The organism is Cyanobium sp. A1C-AMD (assembly GCF_024346495.1).
Classification (GTDB): Bacteria; Cyanobacteriota; Cyanobacteriia; order PCC-6307; family Cyanobiaceae; genus Cyanobium_A; species Cyanobium_A usitatum.
In genome coordinates, this window is the sequence record NZ_JAGQDB010000119.1 from 1 (window position 1) to 5499 (window position 5499).

6 protein-coding genes are annotated in these 5499 nt (G+C 62.4%); 3 read left to right on the forward strand and 3 right to left on the reverse strand.

Features of this window, described 5'->3' with window-relative positions; all coding sequences use genetic code 11:
• On the reverse strand, window positions 1-773 hold a 773-nt coding region (locus KBY74_RS13320; RefSeq protein ID WP_254943115.1), incomplete at its 3' end, for an ATP-binding protein.
• Between the two features lie 280 nt (window positions 774-1053).
• On the opposite strand from KBY74_RS13320, the gene KBY74_RS13325 reads away from it, so the two are divergent.
• The gene (locus tag KBY74_RS13325; RefSeq protein ID WP_254943116.1) at window positions 1054-1395 is read left to right on the forward strand and encodes a helix-turn-helix transcriptional regulator; all 342 of its coding nucleotides are present in this window, start codon (window positions 1054-1056) and stop codon (window positions 1393-1395) included.
• 253 nt (window positions 1396-1648) lie between these two features.
• Complete coding sequence (locus KBY74_RS13330; RefSeq protein ID WP_254943117.1) at window positions 1649-2143, forward strand: hypothetical protein; 495 nt, start codon at window positions 1649-1651, stop codon at window positions 2141-2143.
• Between the two features lie 25 nt (window positions 2144-2168).
• Here the strand turns inward: KBY74_RS13330 and KBY74_RS13335 are convergent, their stop codons facing one another.
• The gene (locus tag KBY74_RS13335) at window positions 2169-4442 is read right to left on the reverse strand and encodes an AAA family ATPase (protein WP_254943118.1); all 2274 of its coding nucleotides are present in this window, start codon (window positions 4440-4442) and stop codon (window positions 2169-2171) included.
• Between the two features lie 132 nt (window positions 4443-4574).
• On the opposite strand from KBY74_RS13335, the gene KBY74_RS13340 reads away from it, so the two are divergent.
• On the forward strand, window positions 4575-5114 hold the full coding sequence (locus KBY74_RS13340) for a LysR family transcriptional regulator (RefSeq protein WP_254943119.1): 540 nt from the start codon (window positions 4575-4577) through the stop codon (window positions 5112-5114).
• A 20-nt stretch (window positions 5115-5134) separates the two neighbouring features.
• Here the strand turns inward: KBY74_RS13340 and KBY74_RS13345 are convergent.
• Window positions 5135-5499, reverse strand: a 365-nt coding sequence (locus KBY74_RS13345; protein ID WP_254943120.1) for a M48 family metalloprotease, incomplete at its 5' end; no start/stop codon positions are given.

A 5499-nucleotide genomic window follows, 5' to 3' on the forward strand; every position in this document is an offset into this window, starting at 1 on the left:
GGCTGGATCCGCCTGATCAGGAACAACTGCTCAAGCACACCTACATATTTGGCGGCAGTCTTGTGATCCAGCAGCAGTTGGCCGGCAAGCGGATTCAAATTGGTGAGTTGACCTGCCATCTGCGCCAACGCCCGCAGCAGCCGTGGCATCTGCTCCAGCTTCTCAATGCTGGCGATGTCGCGCACATCACGGCTGAGCAGGGCGGCGGCGTACTGACGCAGCCAGGCTTCACGCCGGCGAACTGTGCTGCGGGCGACGGCCTCGGGGTAGCCGCCACGCAGCACCCGCTCCACCAGCGCCTCCCCAGTTTCGATGGCTCGGTTTCCGCTGGGAAGCCTTGGGATGTCTCCAGAGAAGACACACTCCAGCCATTGGCCTGCAGCACTGTCCAACTCGCAACCCGCCAGCGGCAACAGCGTCAGCACTTCCATGCGTCCGGCCAGGGAGTCGGCCACCGACGGCAACAGGCGGAGATCGGCGGAACCGGTGAGCAGAAATCGGCCCGGCCTGCGGTCGTTGTCAACCGATTGCTTGATTGCCAGTAGAAGCTCGGGAGCCCGCTGCACCTCATCGATCACAGCCCGATCCAGGCTGCGCACCAGCCCGGTGGGATCCTCGCGGGCAGAGGCCAGGGTGGCCGCATCATCGAGGCTCAGCATCCGGAACCCTCGATCGCCATACGTGGCGGCCAACGTGCTTTTGCCTGCCTGCCGGGGGCCGTTCAGCAGCACCACGGGCGTGTCCGCCAGCGCTTCCTGAATGAGCGGGGCCAACCGCCGTTCTACTAAGCCCATCGCCACGTGGTCACCACCCGACCAGACTGGAGCAGGCTAGCGTCCAAATTGGAATTGGACCCCGTCCAAATTGGAATAAAGTGCCGTCCAAATTGGAACAAAGGAGCTTTGAGGTGGCATTGCTCTCAGCACTGGAAACGTGGTGACGGCCTCTGCTTTGCCCCCAGAGCGCACGCCTGACACAGCTCAGCGCTGTTGCCTGAAGCCAACGCCAAACGAAACTATGGTGCCCCAAGGCATCACCACTTGCTCCTGCCTGATGGCTCACCCCAGCTCGATCGTGCAGCAGCCTCCGGCGGCGGTGCAGCAGGAGCTCGTCCGCCTGGGGCGCGATATCCGCACGGCTCGGCTGCGCCGCAATTGGCGATTGGAAGACTTGGCCGCCCGCTTGGGGGTGAGCCGCTTCACGGTGGCGGATGTGGAGAAGGGCAAGCCGGGCACCAGCGCAGCTGCCTATCTCGGAGCCCTATGGGCCCTGGGGCTGCTGGAGCAGCTCAGCCCTGTGGCTGATCCCGATCACGACAGCGTCGGCAAGACCCTGGAGGCCGCCCGGGCACCCCGGGTGGCTCGACCGACCGTCCTGCTCGATGACGACTTCTGAGGGCAGTAACCATGGCCGCCGCTGATCAGAAGTGCTTTGTCTATGTGATGCTGCCAGGGCAGAGCCGCTTTGTCACGGATATGCGCCGTTGTGAACAGCCTGTGGCGCCGCTCTTACCGGCAGGCGGGAGTGAGCGAACAGGACTGGGAGCGATTGGCGGGAGCGTTTGTTTACGAGGGGCTGCTGAAGTAAAGAGCCATAAGCTGCTGGATTCAACACTCAATTCAAGATTCGACTGAGCGTCGTTCGCACGTTGCTCACCACGCATTCCGACTGTTTCGGTTGTGATGGTCTGATCCAGTCTGGCTCAAGCAACACTATGGACTATGTCGCCTATCTGACTCCTGCTGCGATGGAGATTCGTCAGCTCGTGCAGCAGAAGATTAGAATCATTGAGAACAGCTCGATTTGCAAGAAAACAACTTACTTTGGCTACATCGATACGCGTAAACGTGAGTTGTCGATCTGCACAGCGCGGATTATTGCTTTTGGAGATGCGGCGCGTCATATCAATGAAACGCTTCTGCATGAATCCGTTCATGTAGCCCAGGCCTGTAAGACAGGCTTCCGGGGGATGCGCGCTTTTGGCATCAACTCTTCTGCCCTAGTGCTCACCGCCTCACGCGAGCAAGATCTCAAAACGTTTGATCGGGTATACCGCAATAACAAAGCACTTGAGCGAGAGGCCTTCTGGATGGAGGACAAGCCAAACGAGGTGCTCTACGTGGTCAACAAATACTGCTTTTAGGAGCAGGGAGTTTTGTGGTGGTGGATCAGGGCTTCTGCCCATACAGATCCACTACCTCTTGGGCCTGCTGCAACTGTTTCTGCCGCAGTGCGATGGGTTGCTCGATGCGGATGCCAGCGCCCCAGCGGAACAGCCAGTTGTGCAGGTCCCAGTCATGCTCAACGGTCCAATGGGGCAGGCGGAATTCCACGGGATAGGGATGGCTATCACCGACTTGATTGGGGGTGAGAATGCATCTTGTATTCGGATCCTTGCTGTCATCGCCCTGGATCGCTTTGGAGAAGGCGATGTGCTCCAGCGGATAGCGCCGTGGTGTTTCCTTGATCAGATTGAACACCCAGGGCATGCAGGAAAAACGCAGCACCTGGTAGGGCGACTTGACACTGCGGCCCAGCAAAGGCCCCATCACGGCCAGTTGATCCTCGATGGACTCGCCGAAATAGACACCACCGCAGACGTCCATCAGACGCTCCAGTCGCTCCAGGGCATGGGCGTGCTCCTGCTCGCTGCTGCGGCGGACGTTGCCATCCTCTTTTGTTAGAACAAGCCGATCGAGGCGCAGTACGCGGATCAGGCCGAGGTCGTCGTTGCGGCGGATCGGGGAGGTTTCAAAGGCCAGATACCAGCTGATGTTGTGGAAAATCAGCTGCAGGGGCCAGGCACGAAAACTGCCGTCATCGCCTCGTTTCCGCCGCTGTTCATCCACCACGTCAGGGGTATGGCGCAACCACACCCGGCGGCGGTCGCGGATCGCCCGCTCCACCCGGGGAGACAGCTCCAGGCTGGATAGGGTGCCAGGCTTCTCTTCCGTGTATGAACGGTGCGCCAGGGCGCGCCGAGGCTGGCGTAGCCGGTCGGGGTTGCCATCAGCGCTGAGGATGCCAGCGCGTTGGAGCCGCTCCTCAAGGGTGAGCAGCAGGGGCTTCTGCGATTGATCACTGAGACGATCCTGAGAAGCCTTGAGCTGGGCGTGCAGCAGTTGGTCGGCCGACAGCAGCGCCGTGCCGATCGCGTAACCCTGGCGGCGACTGTGGGGGCGACCCTTGCCCTTCACGGTGGGCAGGAAGCCGTAGGGGGTGAGAACGTGCTCGATGTCGTAGCGCAGAGCCGCTTCCTGGTCGGGGCGGTAGCTCCCCTCGATCTCCTGGAGGTTGTCGATCAGATGGCGGTAGAAGGGGCCGAATTCCGTGCTGGCCCTCTTGGCCCGCTTTGGCCGGGGCGAAGTAGGAGCGGATGGCTCCGGCTCCGATGGTTCCCGATCTGATGAGGCTTCTGGGGCATCGAATGGAAACTTGAGCACATGGCGCAGCAGGGTGAACACCCGCCGGAACACCTCCTGGCTCGCCAGAGCGGGCTGGCCGCCGTTGACGCTGCTCCCGTCCGGGGGGCCGCCGCTGCCGAGCTCGATCGGCTGGTCGCTCTGCCAGTCGAGGCCCGTGAAGCCATTGGCCTCCAGCCAGGCCAGGTCGGCGCGGATGGCAATGGCATCGGCGTAGCACTCGCTGTTGCCGCCGTGTACGTCTTTCCAGCTGCCGAGGTAGGCAGCGGCGCGCTCGGCTACATCGCCCTGGGGCGGTGGATTGCAGATCTTGAGCAGCTCGGCCGCCGTGCCGGGATCGCTGTCGTCAAGACCGTTGAAGCTGGTGAGCAGGCGGAGCAGAAACAACAGCCGCTCCAGATCCAGCAGGCGGGAATAGGGATGCAGCTGGGGGGTAACGGCGCGCTGGCGGTTGAGGGCATTGCGGATGCGGCCATCAAGACCTGCCAGGCGCAGCTGCAGGTCGTCGCCAGTGCCCTCGCCGGAGGCTGGGTTGAGCGTTTCCACCACCGCAAAGCCCTCTGCCCGATTCGGCCGAAAGAAGCGGTTGTCGAGGCTGGCGTGGAACTCCTCGATCACCGCCTCGGGCACGGGCCGATCACGCTGCAGGGCCCAGGCTTTGCATTGCTCCAGAGGTGTGGTGAGCCACCAGCCAATCCACTCCACCGGCCGGGGCAGCTGCAACCCCTGGGTGTACATCAGCCGCCAGGGGCGGCGGGCGTGGGTGGCATCAATAATCACGGGCCTGCCGGCAGCGACTGCCTCCTGCAACCGCTGCAGCATTAGGGCCCGTATTTCATCCCAGGGACCCTGCACCGCTGCATCGCCAAATAGTTCAGCGCGAATTGCATCGGTTGAAAGCACCAAAGCCGGCAGCTCACCATCGCCTTGCAGCAGGGGCGCCAGTTCCTGGGCGAGGGTTGTTTTGCCACTGCCAGGCGGACCGATCAGCAGGTGGCAGCGCAGGGTGCTGGTGCTCATCGATCCATCGTGCATCGGCTTTAGTCCTATTGCCACATCCTCCTGCGAAGCACGCTGCCGTCGTTCGCAGGATCTGGGCTCTGATGTAGGTGCCGCCGCCAAAGACTGACGGGATCCAGCGCATATCGACCGTTGTCCAGCCTGCCTCGCAAGCCCTATCGCGTCCCCACCATGCTGCGCGATTTGCAGCTGGTGGATTTTCTGGAGCTCACCGGCAGCACTACCGCTAGCGCTGCGCAGATCGGGGTGTCTCAGCCGAGCGTAAGTCGCCGCTACCGAGCCCTGGCAGCAGATCTGGAGCTGCAGCGCCTTCCCGGGGATCCGATCGGGAAGCGCTACGGCCATACCCCCTGGCTGCAGTTGCTGCGGCAAGGGATCAACAGCCACCGGCTGGCCTGGGGGGTGCTGCGTATTGGCGGCGCCGAGGCAACAACCATGGGCCTGAAGGGCCAATGCGGCGTGGAGTGGGTGACGCTCGGGCGCCGGCAGTGGCAGCACTGGCAGCCGCTGCTGCAACAGGAGCTACTTGATGCGGTGGCACTGCAGGAGCTGCCGCCAGAGGAAGCGGCTATGACGCTGCCCTATCGGCTGCTGCGATGCCCCAACGGCTGGCTCGCCTGCCGCCCCGAGCAGCAGGTGCTGCGGCTAGCCGTCCAGCTCTGCGATCCCTGAACTCGGGCAAGGCAACCTGCTCAGCGTTGCTGCGGAGTCAGAGTGAGCAGGTTGTCAGAACGGTCGTAGCTATAGCTGGCGCGGGTATTTGCTTGCGTCTTGGCTGGTTGCTTTTCCATGGCGTCGTAGTTAGCGCGCATGGCCTTAAGACGCTCCTCATAGCCGGGATGGGTTGACTCGGGCTCGGTAATCGAGCCATCACCGACGGAGCGGTGCATGAACTCAAGCCCTTGCTGGCAGACACGACCGGTGTAACCAGCGCGGCTGAGCATGGTGGCGGCATCACGATCAGCTTCCAGTTCGAACTCGCGAGAGCGTTTCATCTCTCCAAGGTTCTTTTGCTCCTCTGGCTGGCCTTTGAGGTTGTGATTGACGTGATAGCTCT

What these genes read in the sequence shown, in the direction of transcription:
- KBY74_RS13335 (WP_254943118.1), bottom strand. Translation starts at nt 4,442, where the DNA reads ATGAGCACCAGCACCCTGCGCTGCCACCTGCTGATCGGTCCGCCTGGC.
- KBY74_RS13325 (WP_254943116.1), top strand. Translation starts at nt 1,054, where the DNA reads ATGGCTCACCCCAGCTCGATCGTGCAGCAGCCTCCGGCGGCGGTGCAG.